This window comes from Methylobacterium hispanicum, assembly GCF_022179285.1.
Classification (GTDB): Bacteria; Pseudomonadota; Alphaproteobacteria; order Rhizobiales; family Beijerinckiaceae; genus Methylobacterium; species Methylobacterium hispanicum.
This window is the reverse complement of sequence record NZ_BPQO01000024.1, coordinates 83,250-102,251: the sequence shown is the minus strand read 5'-3', so window position 1 is coordinate 102,251 and position 19,002 is coordinate 83,250. Positions and strand designations below refer to the sequence as shown.

The 19,002-nt window shown below is 70.2% G+C and carries 24 protein-coding genes and 1 pseudogene; 15 read left to right on the top strand and 10 right to left on the bottom strand.

Annotated elements, in window-relative coordinates; genetic code table 11:
- Positions 1-19 precede the first annotated feature (19 nt).
- The 3 genes from MFF56_RS23470 to MFF56_RS23460 form a co-directional block, all read right to left on the bottom strand.
- Positions 20-2,407 carry a bifunctional diguanylate cyclase/phosphodiesterase gene (locus MFF56_RS23470; RefSeq protein WP_238231362.1) on the bottom strand — a complete coding sequence of 796 codons (2,388 nt, stop codon included), beginning with the start codon at positions 2,405-2,407 and terminating at the stop codon, positions 20-22.
- Between the two features lie 141 nt (positions 2,408-2,548).
- Complete coding sequence (locus tag MFF56_RS23465; protein ID WP_012452097.1) at positions 2,549-2,740, bottom strand: type 2 periplasmic-binding domain-containing protein; 192 nt, start codon at positions 2,738-2,740, stop codon at positions 2,549-2,551.
- A 12-nt stretch (positions 2,741-2,752) separates the two neighbouring features.
- Positions 2,753-3,265, bottom strand: coding sequence for a DUF892 family protein (locus tag MFF56_RS23460; protein WP_012452096.1), 513 nt, complete (start codon positions 3,263-3,265; stop codon positions 2,753-2,755).
- A gap of 259 nt (positions 3,266-3,524) precedes the next feature.
- Here MFF56_RS23460 and MFF56_RS23455 point away from each other — a divergent pair, with 259 nt between their 5' ends.
- Together MFF56_RS23455 and MFF56_RS23450 are read left to right on the top strand one after the other, a co-directional pair.
- Positions 3,525-4,673: an acyl-CoA dehydrogenase family protein gene (locus MFF56_RS23455; RefSeq protein ID WP_012452095.1), complete on the top strand. Its 1,149-nt coding sequence runs from the start codon at positions 3,525-3,527 to the stop codon at positions 4,671-4,673.
- Positions 4,670-5,239: a cytochrome b gene (locus MFF56_RS23450; RefSeq protein ID WP_373324159.1), complete on the top strand. Its 570-nt coding sequence runs from the start codon at positions 4,670-4,672 to the stop codon at positions 5,237-5,239. The genes MFF56_RS23455 and MFF56_RS23450 overlap by 4 nt, the downstream gene beginning before the upstream one ends.
- Before the next feature lie 31 nt (positions 5,240-5,270).
- Here the strand turns inward: MFF56_RS23450 and MFF56_RS23445 are convergent, their stop codons facing one another.
- A complete protein-coding gene (locus tag MFF56_RS23445) occupies positions 5,271-5,483 on the bottom strand; it encodes a hypervirulence associated TUDOR domain-containing protein (RefSeq protein WP_012452093.1) in 213 nt (70 codons plus the stop codon).
- Positions 5,484-5,699: 216 nt separating this feature from the next.
- Between MFF56_RS23445 and MFF56_RS23440 the strand changes: the two genes are divergently transcribed.
- Both MFF56_RS23440 and MFF56_RS23435 read left to right on the top strand, forming a co-directional pair.
- Entirely contained in the window at positions 5,700-7,220 is a 1,521-nt protein-coding gene (locus MFF56_RS23440) for an ATPase domain-containing protein (protein ID WP_238231360.1), read from the top strand.
- The gene (locus MFF56_RS23435) at positions 7,217-9,268 is read left to right on the top strand and encodes an ATP-binding protein (protein ID WP_238231358.1); all 2,052 of its coding nucleotides are present in this window, start codon (positions 7,217-7,219) and stop codon (positions 9,266-9,268) included. The genes MFF56_RS23440 and MFF56_RS23435 overlap by 4 nt, the downstream gene beginning before the upstream one ends.
- Before the next feature lie 10 nt (positions 9,269-9,278).
- Here MFF56_RS23435 and MFF56_RS23430 read toward each other — a convergent pair whose 3' ends face one another.
- The 4 genes and pseudogenes from MFF56_RS23430 to MFF56_RS23415 all read right to left on the bottom strand — a co-directional run bounded on the left by MFF56_RS23430 (position 9,279) and on the right by MFF56_RS23415 (position 12,044).
- Entirely contained in the window at positions 9,279-10,085 is an 807-nt protein-coding gene (locus tag MFF56_RS23430; RefSeq protein WP_012452090.1) for a Crp/Fnr family transcriptional regulator, read from the bottom strand.
- Between the two features lie 525 nt (positions 10,086-10,610).
- A pseudogene (locus MFF56_RS23425) lies at positions 10,611-10,886 on the bottom strand (IS21 family transposase); the annotation flags it as partial.
- 192 nt (positions 10,887-11,078) lie between these two features.
- Positions 11,079-11,582 (bottom strand): hypothetical protein, encoded by a 504-nt coding sequence (locus MFF56_RS23420; protein ID WP_238231356.1) that lies wholly within the window; start codon positions 11,580-11,582, stop codon positions 11,079-11,081.
- Positions 11,583-11,705: 123 nt separating this feature from the next.
- Entirely contained in the window at positions 11,706-12,044 is a 339-nt protein-coding gene (locus MFF56_RS23415) for a hypothetical protein (RefSeq protein ID WP_238231354.1), read from the bottom strand.
- 44 nt (positions 12,045-12,088) lie between these two features.
- On the opposite strand from MFF56_RS23415, the gene MFF56_RS23410 reads away from it, so the two are divergent.
- The 5 genes from MFF56_RS23410 to MFF56_RS23390 all read left to right on the top strand — a co-directional run bounded on the left by MFF56_RS23410 (position 12,089) and on the right by MFF56_RS23390 (position 15,160).
- Positions 12,089-12,517, top strand: coding sequence for a hypothetical protein (locus MFF56_RS23410; RefSeq protein WP_238231352.1), 429 nt, complete (start codon positions 12,089-12,091; stop codon positions 12,515-12,517).
- Between the two features lie 323 nt (positions 12,518-12,840).
- The gene (locus tag MFF56_RS23405; RefSeq protein ID WP_238231350.1) at positions 12,841-13,179 is read left to right on the top strand and encodes a type II toxin-antitoxin system RelE/ParE family toxin; all 339 of its coding nucleotides are present in this window, start codon (positions 12,841-12,843) and stop codon (positions 13,177-13,179) included.
- 17 nt (positions 13,180-13,196) lie between these two features.
- Positions 13,197-14,291 (top strand): HigA family addiction module antitoxin, encoded by a 1,095-nt coding sequence (locus MFF56_RS23400; protein ID WP_353744510.1) that lies wholly within the window; start codon positions 13,197-13,199, stop codon positions 14,289-14,291.
- Between the two features lie 107 nt (positions 14,292-14,398).
- Complete coding sequence (locus MFF56_RS23395) at positions 14,399-14,590, top strand: hypothetical protein (protein ID WP_204278573.1); 192 nt, start codon at positions 14,399-14,401, stop codon at positions 14,588-14,590.
- 288 nt (positions 14,591-14,878) lie between these two features.
- Positions 14,879-15,160 carry a hypothetical protein gene (locus MFF56_RS23390; RefSeq protein WP_238231346.1) on the top strand — a complete coding sequence of 94 codons (282 nt, stop codon included), beginning with the start codon at positions 14,879-14,881 and terminating at the stop codon, positions 15,158-15,160.
- Between the two features lie 161 nt (positions 15,161-15,321).
- On the opposite strand, the gene MFF56_RS23385 is transcribed toward MFF56_RS23390, so the two are convergent.
- Together MFF56_RS23385 and MFF56_RS23380 are read right to left on the bottom strand one after the other, a co-directional pair.
- Positions 15,322-15,885, bottom strand: a complete 564-nt coding sequence (locus MFF56_RS23385; protein ID WP_238231344.1) for a hypothetical protein — start codon at positions 15,883-15,885, stop codon at positions 15,322-15,324.
- 71 nt (positions 15,886-15,956) lie between these two features.
- Positions 15,957-16,373, bottom strand: a complete 417-nt coding sequence (locus tag MFF56_RS23380) for a hypothetical protein (protein ID WP_238231343.1) — start codon at positions 16,371-16,373, stop codon at positions 15,957-15,959.
- A 287-nt stretch (positions 16,374-16,660) separates the two neighbouring features.
- Between MFF56_RS23380 and MFF56_RS23375 the strand changes: the two genes are divergently transcribed.
- Genes MFF56_RS23375 through MFF56_RS23350 form a run of 6 tightly spaced genes read left to right on the top strand, consistent with a single transcriptional unit; the run spans position 16,661 to position 18,920 of the window.
- Positions 16,661-16,867, top strand: a complete 207-nt coding sequence (locus tag MFF56_RS23375) for a helix-turn-helix domain-containing protein (RefSeq protein WP_238231340.1) — start codon at positions 16,661-16,663, stop codon at positions 16,865-16,867.
- Positions 16,860-17,045 carry a hypothetical protein gene (locus MFF56_RS23370; RefSeq protein ID WP_238231339.1) on the top strand — a complete coding sequence of 62 codons (186 nt, stop codon included), beginning with the start codon at positions 16,860-16,862 and terminating at the stop codon, positions 17,043-17,045. The genes MFF56_RS23375 and MFF56_RS23370 overlap by 8 nt, the downstream gene beginning before the upstream one ends.
- A complete protein-coding gene (locus tag MFF56_RS23365; RefSeq protein ID WP_238231337.1) occupies positions 17,038-17,475 on the top strand; it encodes a hypothetical protein in 438 nt (145 codons plus the stop codon). The genes MFF56_RS23370 and MFF56_RS23365 overlap by 8 nt, the downstream gene beginning before the upstream one ends.
- Positions 17,472-17,795, top strand: coding sequence for a hypothetical protein (locus MFF56_RS23360; RefSeq protein ID WP_238231335.1), 324 nt, complete (start codon positions 17,472-17,474; stop codon positions 17,793-17,795). The genes MFF56_RS23365 and MFF56_RS23360 overlap by 4 nt, the downstream gene beginning before the upstream one ends.
- A complete protein-coding gene (locus MFF56_RS23355; protein WP_238231333.1) occupies positions 17,792-18,133 on the top strand; it encodes a hypothetical protein in 342 nt (113 codons plus the stop codon). Before MFF56_RS23360 ends, MFF56_RS23355 begins: the two co-directional genes overlap by 4 nt.
- 40 nt (positions 18,134-18,173) lie before the next feature.
- On the top strand, positions 18,174-18,920 hold the full coding sequence (locus MFF56_RS23350) for a hypothetical protein (protein ID WP_238231331.1): 747 nt from the start codon (positions 18,174-18,176) through the stop codon (positions 18,918-18,920).
- The last annotated feature ends 82 nt before the right edge of the window (positions 18,921-19,002 follow it).

Here is a 19,002-nt window from a genome sequence, read left to right as displayed (position 1 = left end):
TGCCCCTTCCCCGACTGTCTCAGGCGCGTTTGCGGTCATCGGAGGTGACGGGAATCGTGCCATGCGTATGCCTGGCGAACTGCGCGATGGGTGACGGGCGGCCCATCAGGTAGCCCTGCGCGGCGTGGCACTGCTCGGCGGCGAGGAAGCCGAGCTCGGCCTCCGTCTCGACGCCCTCGGCCAGGACCGGCAGCCCGAGGCCGCGGCCGAGGCCCAGGACCGAGCGCACGATGGCCGCCGTCTGCTCGTTGCTGTCGACGGAGCGCACGAACGAGCCGTCGACCTTGATCTTGTCGAACGGGAACGAGCGCAGGTTCGACAGGGACGAGTAGCCGGTGCCGAAGTCGTCCATGGCGACGCGCAGGCCGAGCGATTTCAACTGCCGGAGGGTCAGGAGCGCCCGGTTCGGGTCGCTGATCAGCGCCGTCTCGGTGACCTCGACCTCAAGCCGGTGCGGGGCCAGCCCGGTCCTGAGCAGCACCTCGTGCACGAGGCCGACGAAGTGGGGGCTGTGGATCTGCACCGCCGAGACGTTGACCGCGATGGACAGGGGCTGCGTCCAGCTCGCGGCCTCCCGGCAGGCCTCGCGCAGCACCCACTCGCCGATCTGCAGGATGGCGTCGCTCTCCTCGGCGATGGGGATGAACAGGGCGGGCGAGACGTAGCCCCGCTCCGGGTGCTTCCAGCGCAGCAGCGCCTCGAAGCCGATGACGGCGCCCGTGCCGACGTCGGTCTGGGGCTGGTAGACGAGGTGCATCTCGCCGCGGGCCACGGCATGGCGCAGGTCGTGCTCCAGCAGTCGGCGCTCGCGCACCTCAACGCCCATCTTCGCCTCGAAGAAGCGGTAGGTGCCGCGCTCTTCCGACTTGGCGCGGTAGAGGGCGGTGTCGGCGTAGCTGAGGAGGGCGGCCCGCTCCTGCGCGTCGTCCGGGTACAGGGCGATGCCGATGCTGGTGGCGACCTGCGGGCCGTTGCCCCCCGCCTTCCCTGCGCGCAGCGCCTCCAAGATGCGCTCGGCGAGGCGGCCGGCCTCGGAGGGCCCGTCGCAGGGCGCCAGCACCGCGAACTCGTCGCCGCCCAGGCGGGCCACCATCTGCGCGTCGTCGAGTTCGGCCGAGACGATGCGGGCGACGCTCTCCAGCATGGCGTCGCCGGCGGCGTGGCCGAACAGGTCGTTGACCTCCTTGAAACGGTCGAGGTCGAGGCACAGCACCGCGAGCTTGCGCCCGCCCGCGTCGGCGGCGCGCATCTCCTGGTCGAGGCGCTTGCCGAAGCTCGCGCGGTTGGCCAGTCCCGTGAGGGCATCATGGTGGGCGAGGAACTGGATCTGGCTCTCTGCCTGGCGCCGGGCGCGGAGGTCGCGCACGGCCACCGCGTAGTGCGGACGGCCGGCGTGCTCCACCGGCTGCATGATGACCTCGACCGGCACGAGCGTGCCGTCGGCCTGGCGGAGCTCGGCCTCGACCGGGCGGTCGGGCTGGCCGGCCAGGGCGAGCCGGGCCGCGTCGCCCGGCAGGTACGCCGACAGGGCCGTCCCCACGAGCGCGCCCTGCGGCAGGCCGACGAGCTTGGCGAAGCTCCGGTTGGCGCTCACCACGGTGTCGCCGGTGCAGACGACGAGCCCCTCGACGGCGGCGTTGGCGAGGCTGTGCAGGCGCTCCGCCTCCAGCTTGGCGTGACGACGGTCACGCACGTCGAGGGCGTGCGCGGCGCCGGCCAGCAGCAGGATGGCGAAGCTCGCGAGCGCCACGGCCACCGCAAGCCAAGCATTCGGGACGGCGGATGCCGACACCGCGAGCGTCGGGTCGGGCGTGACGGTGACGGCGCCCATCGCAGTGAAGTGGTGGCTGCAGATGGCCAGCAGCAGCAGGAGGGCGGCGGGCAACTGGCGGGCGAGCCCGCGGGCGCCGACCTGGGCCGCGAGCGCCGCGCCGCCGAGGATGCCTCCCAGGGCGAGCGAGACGCCGACCGTGGTCGGGTCCCACGCCTTCTGGCCGGCGACATCGTAGGCGGCCATTCCGGTGTAGTGCATCGCCGCGATGCCGAGGCCGAGGACCGCGCCGCCGGCCCAGGCCGCGGCGCGCCCGCCGACGAGGACGGCGAGCGAGAGGCCGGAGCCGGCGAGCGCGACGGCGATGACCAGCGAGAAGCCGGTGAGAACGACATCGTAGCCGCTCGGCACGCCGGGCGCGAAGGCGAGCATGGCGATAAAGTGGGTCGCCCAGATGCCCGAGCCGCCCGCCGCCGCCGCGACGGCGAGCCAGCCGCCTTGCGCCCAGCCCTCCGCCCTGCGGGCGTGGCTGACGATGCAGACCGTGGTGAGCGCGGCGAGCGCGCAGGTGGCGGCCGCGAGGGCGACGAGGCGGAGGTCGTGGGATTGGACCAGACAACCGACGACGGTGAGCATGGGACGGCCCCGGGTAGGTTCGAATCCCCACCTTGGGCGAAGGCCGTTGAGACCGATTTAATGGAGCGCGACGGACGCGCGAATCCACAGGCGAAACGCTGGTGAGCAGATGCGGCGTGCCGCCGCGGGGCTCGCCCGCGCTCAGGCCCCGGCGACCGCCCCGAACGCAGCGAGCGCCTCCTGCCCGGCCGCTCCGGCGTCCTCCGCCGTAGCGAAGGGTTCGGGCGAGACGCAGATGGACACGCCATCCGCGTCGGTCAGGTGCCAGCGGAAGCGCTCGTGGCTGTCCCCGCACGCCTCTACGGTGACGGCGACCGGCATGGGGTCGTCCATGGCGCCCGCCCCTCAGCTATCCGCCTTCGCACCGCTGAGCGTCAGGTCGAGGTAGGTCTTGGTGACCGGCTCGATCAACCCTGAGATCTCCTCGGCGGCCTTCGTCTCCTCGTCGACTGCCGCGCGGAAGCCAGCGACCTTGTCGGACTCGCCCGCTCGTTCCGCGATGACAGCGAGCGAGCGGTAGGCGGCGACCTGGTCGTACTGGTAGGCGTAGCCCGCGTAGAGGTTCTTCAGGGTCTCGTCCTGCGCCACGGCGTGCACGGCCGCGCCGATGGTGCCGGCGACGCTGGTCGCGGTCTCCTTCAGGGTCGAGGCGCTCTCCCCGACGGCCTCCAGCGCCTGGTCGAGGCGGGCGATCTGCCCCTTCGTGGTCTCGACGTGACGACGCAGGACCGCGGCGTAGTCCGGGTAGCGCTCAAGGCCTGAGAGTTGGCGCTCCATCTGCTCCAGGCCCTGCCGCTCCAGGGCGCGCGTGTTGCGCAGCGCGCCCGCGTAGATCGTGCCGATGTCCGTGCTGGCCATGCCTTCGTGGCTCCTCGTCGGTGTGGGTTCGCCGGCCAACGTGGGCAGGATGGCGCCGTTCCTGGGCACCCCTGCGGCGGAAGCGCCGCGCCAAGCCTGTTCCTCAGGCAGACTGTTTGACACGGGCCCAGCCACCCCGATGCACGAGCTTTCGGTCCGACGACCATATGTCGCCCTACGGCCGAGGTGTGCCTCATGTCAGGATCGACGCACCCGGACGGGCTTAGCTCCGCCGTAACTTCAGGGGGAGCAAACTAACATGGACCAGGTAACCCCGCTGGCCCTTGCCTACGATGCGGTCGCGGCCGCCCGGCAGGTGGCGGCGACGGCGGCCATGCGGGCCGCCGACCAGGACCGCGACCAGGGCTTCCCGGCCGAGGACGTCGCCGACCTCGCCCGCCTGGGGCTGCTCGCGGCGCCGGTCCCGTCCATGGCTGGGGGCGCCGGCCTGGGTGAGGAGCCGGGCGCCCGCAGGCTTGCCGCGGTGCTGCGGCTGGTGGGCTACGGCAGCCTGGCGCTCGGGCGCCTCTACGAGGGGCACGTCAACGCGCTGCAACTCGTCGCCCTCTACGGCGGGCCCGAGCAGCGGGAACGGCTGTTCGCCGACGCCCGCGACGGCCACCTGTTCGGCGTCTGGAACACCGAGCCTCCCGAAGGCGGCCTTACCCTGGAGGACGGCGCCGGCGGCCTACGGCTGGCCGGCGTGAAGACCTTCGCCTCGGGCGCGGGCTACGTCACCCGTGCCTTGGTGACGAGCCGGGGCCCGGGTGGGAGCGGGACCCTGATGCTGGTCGTGCCGCTGAAGACTGGGACCAGGGCCGACCTGTCGGCGTGGCGGTCCCACGGCATGCGCGCGTCGGCCACCGGCACCCTCGACTTCGCCGGCATCGCGGTGGCGGCGGAGGACATCCTGGGCGGCCCGGACGACTACTTCCGCCAGCCGGATTTCTCGGGAGGCGCGTGGCGCTTCGCGGCGGTCCAGCTCGGCGGCATCGAGGCCGTGTTCGACGTTTGGCGGGGGCATCTCGCGGCGACCGGCCGCGGCGGCGACCCGCACCAGCTCGCCCGCCTCGGCGAGGGTGCCATCGCGGTTGAGGGAGCCCGGCTCTGGGTGGAACGCGCCGCTCAGGCGGTCTCCGATCCCGCCCTGCCGCCTGAGCGCGTCGTCGCCCTCGTCAACCTGGCGCGGCTCGCCGTGGAGCGGGCCGGGCTCGACGTGCTGCAGCTGGCCCAGCGCTCGGTCGGCCTACAGGGATTCCTACGGCCCCACGCTCTGGAGCGGCTGTCGCGCGACCTCGCCACCTACCTGCGCCAGCCCGGACCGGACCGGGCCCTCACCGCGGCCGCCGAGGAGATCCTTCGCGCCGGCGGCAGGGCTGGGGACCTGTGGGACGGGGCGGCGGCATGAGCATGCCCGGTGGCGGCGACGCGGTCCCCACCGGGGACGGGTGGTTCGACACGCCGCGGCGCTACGGCCGCGTCAGCCGCGGCTTCCACTGGCTGATGGCGGCGCTCTTCGCCTGGCAGTTCGCCGGCGCCCTGCTCTACGTCGCTACCGGCGACAACGCGGTGACGCGTTTGGTCGGCGGCAGCCACTTCACCCTGGGCTTCACCCTGTTCGCGCTCGTGCTGCTGCGCGGGGCCTGGGGACTGGCGAACCTAACCCGGCGCCCGCCGCATCCGGGGCGCCTGGGCCGTGCCGCCGTGGCCGGCCACCTTCTCATCTACGCGCTGATGGTCATCGTGCCGGGCATCGCGCTGCTGCGGCAGTACGGGTCGGGCAAGCCGTTCACGCCCTACGGCATCCTGTTGATGCCCGGACGCGACGACAAGGTCGCCTGGATGGTCGCTCCAGGCGACCTGCTCCATCACTGGCTGGCCTTCACGCTCCTAGCGGTGCTGGTCGGCCACGTCGCCATGGCCTTCCTGCATCGCAGGTTCAATGGTGAGGACGCGCTCTCCAGGATGACGTGAGGCCGTCGCGCCCAGGCGGTGCGGACGCGCGTCACGCCTTCTTGAGTTCGTCGGCCTTGTGCACGGCCTCCTTGCCGGACTTAGCACTTTTCACGCGGTACTGGGGCTCGGCCTTGGACGCCTTGGCGGTGTGGCCCTTCACCTTGGTCGTGCCGGTCTCCTTCTTGACGACCGTGCCCTGGGTCGTACCGCCGGCGCTGTCCCACTTCACTTTGTCGCCTGCCTTGAGGCTCTTGCCTGTCATCGCGCGTCTCCCTGGTTCAGGAGGCAATGCCGCCGAGGACCCCTCGTTCCGTCTGAAGGTCGACTCCGCGGGAGCCGCGTAACGGGGGACGCCACCCGTGACGCGTTACGCTTCCCGGGATCCCCACCATGCGGCGGCGCGGGCGCTGACAAGGGCTTGGCCGACCGCTACCGTACCGGCCGGGCTGCCCCCCCGCCGCAGAGACCGACCGAGCCGATGACCGACGCGACGCCCAGCACGCCCCCCGCGGAGGGGGCGAGGATCTCGACCGGGGTGCCCGGCCTGGACGACGTGCTCTGCGGGGGCCTGACGCCAAGCCGGCTCTACCTGCTGGAGGGCACGCCTGGGACCGGCAAGACGACGCTGGCGCTGCAGTACCTGCGGGAGGGCATGGCCCGCGGCGAGCGCGCCCTTTACGTCACCCTGTCCGAGACCACGGAGGAGCTTCGCGCCGCCGCGGCGACCCACGGCTGGGCCCTCGACGGCATCAACGTCCACGAACTCGTCGACGAGGACGGCCTGGACCCGGACGGCGAGCAGTCGATCCTGCACCCGTCCGAGATCGAGCTCGGCGAGACGGTGCGCGAGGTCATCGCCCGGGTCGACAAGACCAAACCCGACCGGGTGGTGTTCGACAGCCTGTCCGAGCTGCGGCTTCTGGCACAGAACCCCCTGCGCTACCGGCGCCAGATCCTGGCCCTCAAGCGCTTCTTCGCCAAGCGCGCCTGCACGGTGCTGATGCTGGACGACAAGACCTCGGAGACCGGCGACGTCCAGCTCCACAGCATCGCCCACGGGGTGGTGTCGCTGGACCAGATGCCGCGCGAGTACGGCTCCGAACGCCGCCGCCTGCGCATCGTGAAGATGCGCGGCATCAAGTTCCGCGGCGGCTACCACGACTTGGTGCTGGAGACCGGCGGCATCCAGGTATTCCCGCGCCTGGTGGCGGCCGAGCACCACGCCGACTTCGACCCGGCGGGCAAGTCCACCGGATCGGCCGAGCTCGACCTGCTGCTCGGCGGCGGCCTCGTGCCCGGGACCAACACCCTGCTGCTCGGGCCCTCGGGCGTCGGCAAGACAACCACCGCGGTCCGCTTCATGGTGGCGGCGCTGGAGCGCGGCGAGAGCGCGACCTACTACCTGTTCGACGAGGGGCTGGCGACGCTGATGGCCCGCTGCGCCACGCTGGGCATGGACCTGCGGCCGCACGTCGAGGCCGGCCGGCTGACCATCACGCAGATCGACCCGGCCGAGGTCTCGCCGGGCGAGTTCGCGACGATGGCCAGGCATGCGGTCGAGGAGCGCGGGTCGGCCTTCGTGGTCATCGACAGCTTGAACGCCTACCTGCACGCGATGCCGGGCGAGGAGTACCTCATCCTGCAGATGCACGAACTCCTGAGCTACCTGAACCAGCAGGGTGTCACCACGCTGCTGGTGCTCGGCCAGCACGGGGTCATTGGCGAGGTCCGCACGGACGTCGACCTGAGCTACCTGAGCGACTGCATCCTGCTGTTCCGCTTCTTCGAGGCCAAGGGTCAGATCCGCACGGCGCTCTCGGTGGTGAAAAGCCGGGTCAACGCGCACGAGCGCACCATCCGCGAGTTGCGCTTCTCCGGGGGCGGCATGCAGGTCGGCAAGGCGCTCTCCGACTTCGAAGGCGTGCTCACCGGCCTGCCGGCCTACCGGGGCGAGGTCGCGATGCTGACGGGCCAGGCGGTTCCGGGCGACGAGGCGTGAGCGTTTCCATCGCGGACGAGGAGCGCGTCCTCATCCTCGCGCCGCGCGGACGCGACGCTGCCGTCACGGGGCAGGTGCTCGCCCAGGCGGGCACGGGGACCGAGCCGTGCCCGGACATGGCGGCGTTGCTGGACGGGTTGGCTGCCGGCGCCGGCGCGGCGCTCGTCACCGAGGAGGCGCTGGACGGCGACCTGGATGCCCTGTTCGCTTGGCTGGACGCTCAGCCGGCGTGGTCGGACTTCCCCTTCATCGTGCTGGCGACGCGCCAGGCCGGGCGCCGCCCGGAGCGCGCCGCGCGCCTGCTCGCACGGCTCGGCAACGTCGTCCTGCTGGAGCGCCCGGTGAACGCCGAGACGCTGGCGAGCGCCGCGGCCTCGGCCCTGCGGGCGCGCCGCCGCCAGTACCAGGCCCGCGAGTACCTCCTGGAACGCGAGCGCGCCCAGGAGCAGCTCCGACGCTCCAACGAGGACCTGGAGCGGCGCGTGGCCGAGCGGACGCGCGAGGTCGAGGCCGCTCACGAGACCCTGGCCTTCGCGCTCGACGCCGCCGGCATGGCCTCGTGGGACCTCGACTACGTCACCGGAGTTTCGCGTCGCTCGCCGCGCTACGACGCCGTCTTCGGCTACGCGGGTGAAGGGCCCGCCTGGGACCGGCAGGTCCTCCTCGACCACATCGTCGAGGAGGACCGCGGCATCGCCGAGCGCGCTTTCGCGGCGACCTTGGAGACCAACGCGCTCGACCTCGAATGCCGCGTCCGGCGCGTCGACGGGGCCATCCGGTGGATCGCCCTGCAGGGCCGGATCAAGCGCGACGCCTCCGGCGCGCCCTTGCGCATCGCCGGCATCCTGATGGATCGGAGCGACCAGCGGCTCACCGAGGAGGCGCTGCGCCAGGCCCAGAAGATGGAGGCCATCGGTCAGTTGACCGGCGGCGTGGCGCACGACTTCAACAACCTGCTCACCGTCATCGTCGGCGGCCTCGACATGATGCTGCGCCGGCCCGAGCAGGTCGACCGCGTCAAGCGCCTGGCCGAGGCGGCCATGGGGGCGGCCCGTCGCGGCGAGCAGCTGACCCAGCAGCTCCTGGCCTTCTCGCGCCGGCAGATGCTGCGGCCCCAGACCCTCAACCCGAACCGGCTGCTGCTCGACTTCAAGCCGCTGGCCGAGCGCGCGGCGGGCGGGGCCGTCGAGCTCGCCTTCGACCTCGACCCGGCCCTCGATCCGATCCGCATCGACCCGGCGCAGTTCGAGGCGGCGGTGCTGAACCTGATCGTGAACGCGCGCGACGCGATGGAGGGGCGGGACGGGCACGCCCGCATCGCAATGACGAGCCGCAACGCCCGCCTCGACACGGCGGCCGTCGCCGACAGGGGCGTGCCGCCCGGGCCCTACATCGTGGTCTCGGTGACCGACACCGGGAGCGGCATCCCGCCCGACAAGCTCCAGCGCGTGTTCGAGCCGTTCTTCACCACCAAGGAAGTGGGCAAGGGCACCGGGCTCGGATTGAGCCAGGTCTACGGCTTCACGCGCAGCGCCGGAGGGTTCGCTCACATCGATTCCGTGGTCGGTGCAGGCACGACGGTGAGCCTGTACTTCCCGCGCTCGGCCGACCCTGCGGGCGAGGAGGTCGGCACGGGCCCGGCCGCGGCCATCCCGTTGCGCCGCGCCGGCGAGGGCGAGACGGTGCTGCTGGTCGAGGACGACGAGCAGGTGCTCGCCATGGCGACCGAGAGCCTGGAGGAACTGCGCTACCGGGTCGTCGTCGCCCGCAACGCCGCCGAGGCGCTGGGGCACCTCACGGGTGTGAAGCGTATCGACATCCTGTTCTCGGACGTGGTGATGCCCGGCGGCATGAACGGGTCGCAGCTCGCGGTCGAGGCGCAGCGGCTCCGGCCCGGCGTCAAGGTGCTGCTCACCTCGGGCTACGTGGCCAACCTCGACGAGGGGCAGGTCATCGGGCGCGGCGAGCTCCCGGTGCTCAACAAGCCCTACCGCCGCGACGAGCTCGCTCGCTCGCTGCGGCTGGTGCTCGGGGGTGGGGAGCGCTGACGCCGGACGGCTAGGCCCTTGCCTCGGGCGGGACTGCATCCCGGAGGGCGGCGGCGTCCGGGAGGGCAGTTCCGCGCAGCCCGGGGTCCGGTCGGGGGTCGGGCGTAGCGCGGTGCAGGTATCCCGAGTCGAAATCAGCCGCCGCCTCCAGGGCTGCCAAGTCCGGGATGACGACGCGGCGGCCCCGGATCTCGATCAGCCCCCGTTTCCGCAGCGACTGCAGGGACCGGTTGACGTGGACGGACGTCATCCCGGTCGCGTCGGCGAGGTCGACCTGCGTGAGTAGGAGGTCGTACCCCACGTCGGAGGCCAGCCCCACGGACCGGAGCCGCACCAGCATCTCGCACAGGATGTGGGCGAGGCGCCGCTCGCAGGAGCGCCGGCCGACGTTCACGAGCCACTGCCGCGCCGTCGCGGCCTCGACCAGGGCAGCGAGGCGCATGGCCCGGGCGATGCCGGGATGGCCGTCGAGCAGGTCCCCCACCGTCCGGGTCGGGATGTGCGCCACGCAACAGGGGGACAGCGTGCCGATGGCGTGGTCCATCGCGTTGAGCAAGGAGACGTCTAAGTCGCACAAGTCGCCAGGGATGAGGAAGGCGAGCACCTGCCGGGTTCCGTCCGGCAGGATCTTGTAGCGGCAAGCCATGCCTTCGAGGACGAGGAACACGCCCCGCGGCGTGTCACCCTCGCGGATCAAGTCCGTCCTGGCGGGGACCGCGACGGGGTGGGCGGCGACCTGCGCCAAGTGGCGTCGGTCCTCGTCCGATAACGGCGACAGGGCGGCGAGCTTCCTCAGCAGCGGATTGTGGTCTGGCATCGATTCGGCGCCCCGTGGGGCTTGTGCCCCACGAGTGAACTAGAGCGGACGAAGGCCTTCGGCACCAGCACATACGTCTCGCGGCGCTCCGGCGGCGCCTCGCACCAGATGTAGGTGGTCAATACACCTGGGCCGTCAGGTTCCTACGCACGTGGAACCAAGGAAACGAGGCCGTTCAGGGCATGCGACCCGCTCAGATCGACTGCCTATCACTAGCCGTGAGTTGCGCGAGTCCCGATGGCGCCAAGCCTTTATCCCACGGCGGACGCGGCTCTCGTCGCAGGCTCGGAGACGTTCGTCAATTTGCCCCAACCTGCTGATGTCATGGCCGCCGCAGACAGGTCCGCTTCTTCGTAACGAGCGGACATCTGGGTCGGCACAATTGAAAGCCTGCTATGGGTCAGGAGTTAGCATGTCGGCTGTTCGGTCGTGCACGACGGGCAGGCCCCTGCTCTTGTGGGCCTGTAGGTCGGCAGGCGGACGATGAGGGAGACGTCGCGATGGCTTAATACAGTGGCGGCTCTAGCCGAGTCCGCGCAGCACCTCGTAGATCCGGATCGGCGTTAGTTGCTCGCGGGCTGACCTGCCGGCGTTGGTGGTCAACATCCGATCGAGATCTTCGCGCCACGGCCCGAGCTTGGGCAGAGGCTGCACCTCACGCTCGTAGGCGAAGGCGGTGGCCCCCGACCGAATGACCTTCCGGACCGTGTTGCGCGAGACGTGCAGATCGCGGACGATGTCCTTGATCGAGCGACCGCGGGTGAAGAACTCGCGCCGGATGCGCGCAATCGTGCCGGACACCTCTCAAAGCTGCGACGTGGGCGTGGACCGATGTGGCTACCGGCCGGCCTCGCTGGAGGAGATCCGCGAGAGGATGGCGGCGACACCCGCCGTGCCGGAGGAGATCCGGCTCGGGCGCGCGATGGAGGCTGGAGGGGAGGAATAGCGGGGCCTTGTGCCCCTGGAGCGTCCAGTATTTGGGCGCTTCATCGGTTACAGCAGATTGATGTTGTGCATCTTCCTGATGCGGTGCGCTGCAAGGATCAACTTACGCACCGCACGCCATTCGTCTGAGAAAATGTCGCCGAGGATCTGCGTCGGGTCGTCATACCAGTCCCGCTTGCTAGGCGGGATCGCGCGGAGTTCGAGATACCGCTTCGCGATTCCGTTGAACGCCTGGCGCGCGTCCGCTTCGTCGAAGTGCGCCCCGCGCTCATACAGCATGATGGCGAACGGAAGGTCGCGTTCGAATGCTTCCTGCATGGCCGGCCCACCGGCGACGAGGTCACCCAGCCAGTCGTACAGGCACTCTGTCGCGACCGGGCTGAGGCTGTCGTAGACGCCCTCGTCAAAGTAGAGCGCGCGACAGCACTTGCCGCACAACGACGGTCCTGCCCAACCGCACCCGTCTTCGTCGTCGGCCTCCTCGCATGTGATGCCACAGACGACGCACATGTCGTCTTCTTCGCGGCGGTACTCGGGGTCCGTATGCCTCATGGGCTCTCTCCATGCGTGGCCGGGGTGGCCACGCATGCGAAGAAAGGCCAGAGGCTTTCGCCCGTCGAGTTGATTCAGTCGTCAACCTTAATGCGGTTGACGCACCTATCTCATCCTTCTGTGTTAGACCACGCATACTTGGTGGCGCAATAGGGTGTGCTGTTTTACGGTTAACGAGACCCAACTCGCCAGGGCGATGTGCTCGTCGTACTCGGCCAGGAACTCGGTACTACCGCCGTCCCCGGCGACTACGTGGAGATAGGCCGAGAGCAGCGAATGCCGTGTTTCGTTCTCACGGCCCATTAGGTGCTCGCGCAGGACCAGGTGCCGCTGACCGGCCGGTATGGTCCGGCGGGTCCAGTGGTCGGCCTGCGGCGTCGAGGCCCGCGCAACGCGGCGCGAGATCTCGTGCTCCATCGCCTCGTCGAAGGGCTCCATCTGCAGCACGACTTTGTCGGACATCGCGGCGGCGCGGATCTCCAGGAAGCCGGACCCAATTCGGTGTCGTGGATGAGGTACGCCTGCGTGCCGGCAACCATGCGCACCTGCCGGTGCGTCCGGAAGCATCGCACCTCGACGGCATCGAGGTGACCGACGTCGTCGGCGAGCCGCGCGGCGGCCTCCTCGCGTGGGATCGGGACGCGGGGTTGCGTGAATGCGCCTCGCTCGTAGCCGAGCGCCACCGCGATCCGCTCAAGGCTCTCGTTACCGACGGGCTCCGCCCTCTCGACCCGCTCGACGATGGACAGCGAGACGCTGGCGAAGTCGGCCAGCGTTTCCTTCTTCCATTGCCGCAGCCCGCGAACGGTCCGCGTCATCATCGCCACCAGTTCGATGGGCGGCACCACGGGTACCCCCTGCGGCGGAGGTTCCATTGCCGCCAAGCGCTCGATCAACTGCTTCGGCCTCATGACGACCTCCTTTCGACACCGTGACGATGCCTCGGGCGATCCGCGCAAAGGAGGCCGGAAAAACCTTCAGATGCGGCGACACGCCGGTCGTCCCCCACCCCTTGCCTCGGAATACGTCCGATGCAGGCGCGGCAAGGGACCCCCTCGTCCTCGTGCCGGCAAACTCAGGGGGCCGATACGACATCGTGACCTCTCGCCTCCGTCCCGCCTCAAGCCGGAGCGGGTTCGAACACGGCTGTTCATCGGTAGCGGGTACGGAACGGAGGCGATGGCGCCGGCGTTGCGACCATGTTACCCATTGGGTAATGACTCGGAGAACATTACCTTGCAGGTAACGGTTTCGGCCTATGGATCTCACCGTCAGGGGTAAGCGGCTGTGCAAGCAGCTTACCGACCCGAAGGAGATGGCCAAGGCCTTCGGCGACCGCGCGCGGCACATCCGGCTTCGGCTGGGTGTGCTGAGGCAAGCGAAAAGCCTGTCGGACGTCCCGACCGGCTCGCCGGACTACCGGCATATGCTGAAGAATGACCGGAAGGGCCAGTTCTCCGTCACCATCAAGGACAACTGGCGCATCGTCTTCGTGCCCGACCACGACCCGGTCCCGTCTCTCCCGGACGGCGGCGTCGACGTCGCGAGCGTCACGGCGGTCGAGATCGTCGAGGTCGTGGACTACCACGGGAAGTGAGCGTTGGAGGCGTGGACATGACGAGGAAGGAAGCCTTCGTCCCGCAATGGGCGACGCACCCCGGCGAACACCTTGCGGAGTACATCGATGGGCGCGGCTGGTCGCAGGCCGAGTTCGCGCGCCTGGCCGGCCTGACGCCGAAGCTCGTCAGCACGATCATCAACGGCACGAACCCGGTCACGCCGGAGACGGCTCTTCGGCTTGAGCACGTCCTCGGGTTAAAGGCCTATATCTGGACGGGGCTGCAGGCCGAGTGGGACCTGTTCCAGGCCCGGGAGCGGGAGCGGGAGAGCGCCGAGCGGCAGGCCGATTGGCTGAAGCAGTTCCCGGTGAAGGAGCTCAAGGCATGCGGCCGGCTGCCCGACACGCGCGACATCGGCAGCCTGTTCGGCGAGATGCTGACGATGCTCGGCATCGGCACCGCGCAGGCCTACGACGCCAGGATCGGGTCGCTGGCGGTGCATCATCGCCGGGCGCGTTCCGCGACGGCTTCCCCGCACCACATGTACTGCTGGCTGATGCTCGGGGAGGAGCAGGCCCGGAAGCGCGAGCTTCCGGCTTACGACGGCGAACGGTTCCTTCGGAGTTGCGCCGAGATCAGGTCGCTGACGGTGCATGGTCCGGACGTCTTTGAGCCGCGCATGCTGGAGCTTTGCCATTCGGCAGGCGTCGCCCTGGTCTTCCAGAAGCCCTTGAGCAAGACCTGCGTCTTCGGCTCGGCGCGGTGGATGAACGACGAGCGGCCGCTGATCCAAATGTCGCTGCGCATGAAGAGCAACGACCATTTCTGGTGGACCTTCTTCCACGAGGCAGCGCACATCGTCCTGCATCGCGGGAAGAATTTCGTCGACGACCAGAACGGCGAGGGCGACGGGGTGGAGGCCGAGGCCGATGCCTGGGCCGAGGAGGTGCTGGTTGGTCGGGAGCGGATCGAGTCCTTCGCCACGACAAGCCCCTCCACCAGGCAGGAGGTCACCGCCTTCGCCGAGGAGGTCGGCTTGCACCCGGGCATCGTGGTCGGCATGCTGCAGCATCGCCACGCCGTACCCTTCAATCAACTCAACGACTTGAAGGCGCGCTTCGCGTGGGTGGACGAGGTTGCGCCGGCCTGACTGACGCGACCCGGCGACGACGCCGAGGCTTAAGATCGTCGATGGTGCGGGTCCGTGGAGTGCACGTAACCGGCGAGGTGCAGCGCTGAGCTACGGCGTCGGGAAGGATGCTGACTCTGGCCCTGAACGGGCCGACCACCGAGACCGATACCTTCGCGGTCAGCAAGACCGTGGCGATCTCCACGACTACCGGCGGCAACCCGGTCCTCGTGAACCTCGGCGACATCCTCACCCTGACGGCCCCGGCGACGCAGGACGCCGCCCTAGCGGACCTGGTGGGCTACATCGCCCTGCAGTGAGGGCGGCCGCCGCCGGGTTTTCGAAAAATTCCGGCGGCATTGTTGTTCTGATAATCCGTTACTTAGTGCTGATGTGGCGTTACCGGGTGGTCAGGTAACGGGGCCCTACACAGGGCATACGAACGCTACTCCCGGGATGTGCTGTCGCCGGAAGAATTCGTACGCGTCCGGGGCTGACGCCATCCACAGGGGCCAGGGACTTCAGTAACCACGACCGGCGAAGGGGTCTGGACATCGATTCGGGGATCCCGATCTCCTGGGCGCACACCACCTGAGGAGGCCGCCCCGATGTCGTATCACAGCAACGCCGATACCGTCGTCCGGTCTTTCGAGGCCCCCCTGCAGGGCCTGGCCATGGGGCTGGCCTTGGGAGCCGCTCGTCGCGCCGGTGAGCGCCGGGAAGCCGCCGCCATCCGCCAGGCGACCGCGGCGATGGCGTACCGCCGCGTGATGGCCGAGCACCGCGCCGAGCAGGAGGCCAAGGCCATCGTCGACGCCCGCGCCGCCCGGTTCGCCCGGCAGCGGCAGCAGGCCTTCATCGAGGCTCGCCGGGCCGCCCTCGCAGGCTGATGCCGTCACATGCCGTGATGTGCGAAAAAGTGTGCAAAGGTGCGCGGCGCGCACGAGTCAACCCCCTACAAGCAAGAAAGACGACAACAATCGTCGTTTTGGACAAGAAAAAACCCGCCCCGGGGTGACCGAGGCGGGTTTCGTCGTTCGGGTGGGGGCGATCAGGCCGGGAAGGCGGGCGGCCCTTCGTCGAGGATGTCGTCGAAGATCGCCCTGATCAATGCGCCCTTCTCCATCTCGGCCCTGGCCGCCTGGGCGGCGGCAGCGGCCCTCTGGCCCTCCAGGGCGGCGAACTCAGACGGAGACAGGGGCTTGGGCAGGCCCTGCAGGACGCGCTCGCCGAGGAGATGCTCGCCGATGTAGCGGGGGCCGTTCATCAGCAGCTTGTTGCGATCCTGCGGCGACAGGCCGTCGAGATAGGCGGCGGCGGCCCGGTCGAGGATGCCCGGCGGGATCTCGCTGTCGACGCTGGGGTAGAGATGCTCCGCCGCGGCCAGCCCCCACTGCTCCGAGACCGACAGCGCGTCGAACGTCGGCGGCGCCGCCGGGGTGGGCTCGGCGGCCTCCGCCTCGAACGCGGCCTCGGCCTCGGCAATGGGGTCGTGCGGCGCGAGGACCGCGCGGACGGTGCGCCAGACGAGGCGGCCGCCCTCGATGACCGGCACCAGCGTGATGCGCCCCATGGCGGCGAGCATCCTGCCGAGCGCTGCGAGAAACCCCTTCATCGTCCCCTCCGTGTTGACCTCCCGATAGTGCCGCGCGGGCATGCATACGACACGCCCGCGCCCTCGGTACGTCACGCGATCCCGAGCGCCATGGCCTCGGCGTACGTAACGGCGCGGGCCCATACGTATGAGGGCCCGGCTCGGGTCACGAGGGCGACGTACGCCTGCCCGTGCCAGTCGTAGACCACGTCGGCCTCGTAGCCGTGCCCGGCGGTCATGTGGTGCCGCGTCGGCGTTGCCTTCAGACCGCTCGCCCGCACGCGCCGATGCCATGCGCGCCGATTCGCGCCGGCCGGGTCGATCCGGTCCCCCGCCTCAATGAACGAGACCTCGGTCACGCCGTCGTCCCGGCCGACATAGGCGCGGTGCGGGACCCGCCCGGACCCGGGAGCGACGACGACCACAGCCCCGGGCGCCACCGCGTAGTGGGCGCGGGGATAGGCGTCGACGTACCGGCCCCGCCGGACCCGCTCCTCGGTCCGATCCACAGGACAAATCCGCGCACCCAGGGCGAGGCAATCCTCGCTGAGTGTGGCCTCGTACGCCCGCTCCCAGGCCGGCAGGACAAGGATTGCGTCGCCAGTCCTTGAAGGATCGGGCGTTCCGTCCTTCGATCGCCACCAAGCATTCATCGTGTAATCCTTCGAAAGTCGAAGCTTTCACCTCGTGGCCCAGATTGCACCCAAAAGTCGCTACTGGGTGCAATCTAGGCCAGCCCTTGTAAGCGCGTTCGACGCATACTACGCTTCTACGCGTCAATAGCCAGGAGTGAGTCGTGACGGTCGAGGAAGTGCGGGAGCGCCTGAGGGCGCGCATAGATAAAGCGGGGGGCCACACCGCCTTCGCGCGCGAGAACAGAGTGTCGCCTGTCTACGTCCACGACGCCCTGGCGGGCCGTCGCGCCCCGGGCCCGGCGATCCTGCGGGCCCTGGGTCTGACGAAGACGACGTCGGTTGAGTACCGGGAGGCGGCCAATGGCTAAGCCGTCCCGCCCGGCCGCGTCCTACCGCGCCGCCCGCAAGGCCGCCGCTCGGGCCCTCGCCAAGATCAACAAGGTCTCCGGCGCCCCGTCGCGCCAGGTCGCTCGCGACGTCGAGCGATTCGAGGCGATGCGCCGTGTCTCCGTCGCCACCGCCCGCGGGGAGGCGTCCCATGGCTGACAAGTGGACGCACGACCTCAAGGCGCTCGACGCGATCCAGACGCGCAAGCGCCTCGCCGACCTGATTTTCGAGTGCCACTACGTCGCGGCCGGCTTGGAGATCCCGCAGGGCGAGGGCCTGCGGGACCACGTGACAATCACGAAGCTCAAGCTGGAGCGGGTGGCGAAGGAGGAGATCACGCGCCTCAGCGGCATGTTGGCCGAGTACCGCTCCGGTCCCCCGGTCGCGGAGCCGCCCAAGGCCGCCGATCCCGCCCCGGCGCCGAAGGTCGTCCCGCCCTACGACGCCTACGCCGCCGCCCGTGCCCGTGCCGAGGCCAAGGCCGCCGCGGAGGCAGAACCGACAACCGCCCGGGCGGTGCCGCCCCGGCCGCAGATGCCGGTGCGCGGGATGCGGCTCCCGCCCCGTACGCCCGGGAGGCCAGCGTGACGCTCACCGAACGGCAGGCCCGCGCCCGTCTCGCCAGGGCCGTCGAGGCTGCTGGCTCCCAGATCGCCGTCGCCCGCCATCTCCCCCTGACGGACCGGGCGGCTCAGACCGCCGTCAGCCGGGCCCTTCACGGCACCCGGGCGATCCACCCCGCGGTGTTGGCCTACCTCGGCCTGCGCCGCGACCCCCGCACGCTCGTCATCCATGACGACGCCGCCCCGCCCGCCACCTTCAAGTTCCTCGCCGTCCAGGCCTCCGGCGAGGCCGGCGTGGCCGCGGCGGTCGCCCTCGTTGCCGCCACCCTCGGGAGAGACGCATGACTGTCATCACGACCGTAGCCGACCTGCTCGCCCGCCTCGCCGCGGCCCGTGTGGCAGGGGACGGGGATCTCGCCCGCAGCCTCATCGACCTCGGCGCCCTTTGGGCGATGGAGGCCGACCTCGACATCGAGTTCGCGCACGACGGCATCTACTGGGACGCCCCCGACGAGCGCGAGGTCGCAGAGGCCGACGCGCTCGCGGCGAAGGGGAAGGCCGACCTCGCGGCGCTTCTCACCGACCCAGGCATCGACGCCGAGTTCCGCGCCGAGCTCCAGGGCCAGCACTACCAGGCCCTGCGCGCCGAGCGCCGTCGCCAGCCCTCGCTCGCCGACGACTGATCCACCCCTTCCCGCAACCCCGGTTTCATAGGAGCGCCCGATGCGGCGCCAGACCAGCACCACCCCCTACGTCCCCCATCGCTACATCGACGAGCTCCCCGACACGGCGTTCGCCAACTTCGGCGTCTGGCGCGACCGGCTCGAACGCGGAGACCGCGAGCCGCACGCCCTCGCCATCGAAGCCGGCGCCAACGTGTTCGTGCCCCACCCCGACACGGGCGCCAGCCTGCCCGAGATCCTGGCGCCGTCCGACCTGTTCGAGACGCTCGCCGCCGGCATCGAGAAGCTCGACTTCTATTCCCGCCGGGAGGCCATCGTCGCGATCTTCGGCTCCCTCGCGGAGCGTGACGTCGGCGACATCATCCGCGAGTGCGTCGAGGAGCCGGACATGCCCGAGCTCTTCCGCGACCTCCAGGGCCGCATCATCGACCGCATCGAGAGCGGGCACTGGAACGACGCCGACCTCGGTTGGATCAAGCTCCGCGCCGCCGAGCAGGTCACCGACGACGACTTCCTTCACATGTTGCCGTTCGACGGCGGCAAGGAAGGCGACGTGCGCGAGCTCGCCCGCAAGGTCGTCCGTGGCCGCAAGGACCACGTCTGCCACGGGACCGGCCTCGTCATCCCGGCCGGCGAGCCGCACCTGCTCCTGCGCGAGCTGATCGACGGCGAGTTTTACGCGACCCGCCATGGCCGCGTCTCCGCGTGGTTCGAGGTCTACGCCGAGGCCCCCGAGCTCGCCGAGATGCTGAAGCGCGACGAGCGGCCCCTCGCCGCCGCGGCTTGAGGGCCTCCGTCGACGCGCCAGGCGACGGTGGCGCACCCGCGAGCTTCCCGGCCCGCCCCGCCAAAGGGGGCAATCCCGCCAC

Bases quoted from the DNA above. Each gene is read 5' to 3' on its own strand.
- MFF56_RS23470 (WP_238231362.1), bottom strand. From the start codon at position 2,407: ATGCTCACCGTCGTCGGTTGTCTGGTCCAATCCCACGACCTCCGCCTC.
- MFF56_RS23465 (WP_012452097.1), bottom strand. From the start codon at position 2,740: ATGGACGACCCCATGCCGGTCGCCGTCACCGTAGAGGCGTGCGGGGAC.
- MFF56_RS23460 (WP_012452096.1), bottom strand. From the start codon at position 3,265: ATGGCCAGCACGGACATCGGCACGATCTACGCGGGCGCGCTGCGCAAC.
- MFF56_RS23455 (WP_012452095.1), top strand. From the start codon at position 3,525: ATGGACCAGGTAACCCCGCTGGCCCTTGCCTACGATGCGGTCGCGGCC.
- MFF56_RS23450 (WP_373324159.1), top strand. From the start codon at position 4,670: ATGAGCATGCCCGGTGGCGGCGACGCGGTCCCCACCGGGGACGGGTGG.
- MFF56_RS23445 (WP_012452093.1), bottom strand. From the start codon at position 5,483: ATGACAGGCAAGAGCCTCAAGGCAGGCGACAAAGTGAAGTGGGACAGC.
- MFF56_RS23440 (WP_238231360.1), top strand. From the start codon at position 5,700: ATGACCGACGCGACGCCCAGCACGCCCCCCGCGGAGGGGGCGAGGATC.
- MFF56_RS23430 (WP_012452090.1), bottom strand. From the start codon at position 10,085: ATGCCAGACCACAATCCGCTGCTGAGGAAGCTCGCCGCCCTGTCGCCG.
- MFF56_RS23420 (WP_238231356.1), bottom strand. From the start codon at position 11,582: ATGAGGCATACGGACCCCGAGTACCGCCGCGAAGAAGACGACATGTGC.
- MFF56_RS23415 (WP_238231354.1), bottom strand. From the start codon at position 12,044: ATGTCCGACAAAGTCGTGCTGCAGATGGAGCCCTTCGACGAGGCGATG.
- MFF56_RS23405 (WP_238231350.1), top strand. From the start codon at position 12,841: ATGGATCTCACCGTCAGGGGTAAGCGGCTGTGCAAGCAGCTTACCGAC.
- MFF56_RS23400 (WP_353744510.1), top strand. From the start codon at position 13,197: ATGACGAGGAAGGAAGCCTTCGTCCCGCAATGGGCGACGCACCCCGGC.
- MFF56_RS23395 (WP_204278573.1), top strand. From the start codon at position 14,399: ATGCTGACTCTGGCCCTGAACGGGCCGACCACCGAGACCGATACCTTC.
- MFF56_RS23390 (WP_238231346.1), top strand. From the start codon at position 14,879: ATGTCGTATCACAGCAACGCCGATACCGTCGTCCGGTCTTTCGAGGCC.
- MFF56_RS23385 (WP_238231344.1), bottom strand. From the start codon at position 15,885: ATGAAGGGGTTTCTCGCAGCGCTCGGCAGGATGCTCGCCGCCATGGGG.
- MFF56_RS23370 (WP_238231339.1), top strand. From the start codon at position 16,860: ATGGCTAAGCCGTCCCGCCCGGCCGCGTCCTACCGCGCCGCCCGCAAG.
- MFF56_RS23365 (WP_238231337.1), top strand. From the start codon at position 17,038: ATGGCTGACAAGTGGACGCACGACCTCAAGGCGCTCGACGCGATCCAG.
- MFF56_RS23355 (WP_238231333.1), top strand. From the start codon at position 17,792: ATGACTGTCATCACGACCGTAGCCGACCTGCTCGCCCGCCTCGCCGCG.
- MFF56_RS23350 (WP_238231331.1), top strand. From the start codon at position 18,174: ATGCGGCGCCAGACCAGCACCACCCCCTACGTCCCCCATCGCTACATC.